Annotated in this window: 1 protein-coding gene; it reads right to left on the bottom strand. The window is 37.5% G+C overall.

Features of this window, described 5'->3' with window-relative positions; all coding sequences use genetic code 11:
- Positions 1–404: 404 nt before the first annotated feature.
- Positions 405–1211 carry a hypothetical protein gene (locus F6K20_RS37190; protein ID WP_287247520.1) on the bottom strand — a complete coding sequence of 269 codons (807 nt, stop codon included), beginning with the start codon at positions 1209–1211 and terminating at the stop codon, positions 405–407.
- Positions 1212–1721 lie beyond the last annotated feature (510 nt).

The raw sequence follows: 1721 nt of genomic DNA on the forward strand, positions 1-1721 counted from the left end.
TATTAAATGTTGGTCTTAAGTGATATCATGTCCCGATAATTATCCTTAATACCAATTTTTACAGCACACTATCTCCCCATCAATCTTCTTTATTATGGGTATTCAACCGGACTTAATCTGATATCTAATCCGATGTAATGAGTAATGGGTAATGGGTAATGGGTAATTGTGATTACTCTCGTACCATTACCCATTAACACTTAAGCCTTACCGATTACCAACCAGTTTAATCAAGGAATTTTATACCTTGATTAGGTTTAAATATAGCAGTCGAAGTAAAGGTTAAGACATATTTTGTTCCCTGTTCCCTTCCCCCCTTACTAAGGGGGGTTAGGGGGGAACCCTGTTACCTTGAAAACAAAATACTATGTCCTAAACTATACTTTCCTTGCTATAACTGCTGATTAAGACTTAAATTCCAGCAGAGAATTTATCCCCAGTTTGCTGCAAGACGATAGGAGATAGACAGCTTTAGTATTGCCTTTCAGGGCAAAGTATTCCCAAATATGAAGACAATCTCCTAAACTCATAGTTTTCATTATCCCTTGAGTTTCTGTATAACAGTATAGTATCTTACCCGAAAAACCTTTGGCTTTCAATTTTTTTAGTTTTCTCCTTGAGTTAATAATTCCCACCAGTAAAGCAACCGATGAGCCTATGGCATCCATGGCAGCGGATAAACTAACCCGAAACTCCTGATCATCCTCTGTCTTTAATATTTCTAATTGGGATTGACCAATTGTAATCCTAGTCGGGGTTGCTTTTAGCAAATCTGAATCTTGGTTAATTAAGTTTACCCTTGGTTGGATTAATTGATTTGGGTCTTTCTCTAATTGTTCAATGAGTTGCTTTAAGGAAACTGTTTGATTTTTATCCAGGTAGGGGGGGATGAGATTGTCTGAAACTAAATATTTCCAATAAGCCAGTAAGCTGTTGAGAGGATAAACAGTCAAGTTTCTCTGGGAAGGAGTAGTAACCCATAATTTTTGATAGCCATTTTCTTCAAGAAATTGTTGAGCTTGTCTTGGAGACTGTCTAATCGGTATAGACATTTGCCGTAAGCTAAAAACAATTTGGTTATCAAGGCTATAAGCTCCTAGGGTGACTTCCTCTAATTGAAGACAGATATGATCTACGTGGGGATAATCCAAAAAATCATCATCAATTATCTGAGGATCAGTGTGATGAGTTTGAGCAATTAGGTGGGTCATAGCCATAAATTCCTTCTTCTAAATCCCTTGATTTAAGTAAGCATATGCGCTACGCGCAGGCTACGCCAACAGCTATTGGCCGTAGGCCACGCTACTTGAGGTGCAGTCAGCCTGAGCGTAGCGCGTTAGCTAACTGCTGAATGCTTACTGATTTAACCTGTTCAAGTTTTTGACTGTTTCTCTTTCTTGGTAGTACTCTCTAAGCAGAGCAACGGATTGATTATGTACATATAACCCCTTATAGTAACGTTCCTTTTTTCAGAGAATTTTTATCGTTTCAGGATTTTAACGTCTCTATGTAACAAATATTTACAAATCTTGTTATTATCGAATTTTATGGCTATTTATAAAGAAGTAAGCAAACAAGGAATTAGGGAAATGGTAGGAAGTAATCTTTCTCAAGAAAACCTCTCCCACATCAAGCAACCTGAAAGTCTGTCAGATTTAATTGACGAGAGGGATAAGACGGATTACTCTCTATTGGAAAAGCTGTTAGAAGGACGTTCCGAT

It is taken from the genome of Moorena sp. SIO2C4, assembly GCF_010672485.1.
GTDB classification, from domain to species: domain Bacteria; phylum Cyanobacteriota; class Cyanobacteriia; order Cyanobacteriales; family Coleofasciculaceae; genus Moorena; species Moorena producens.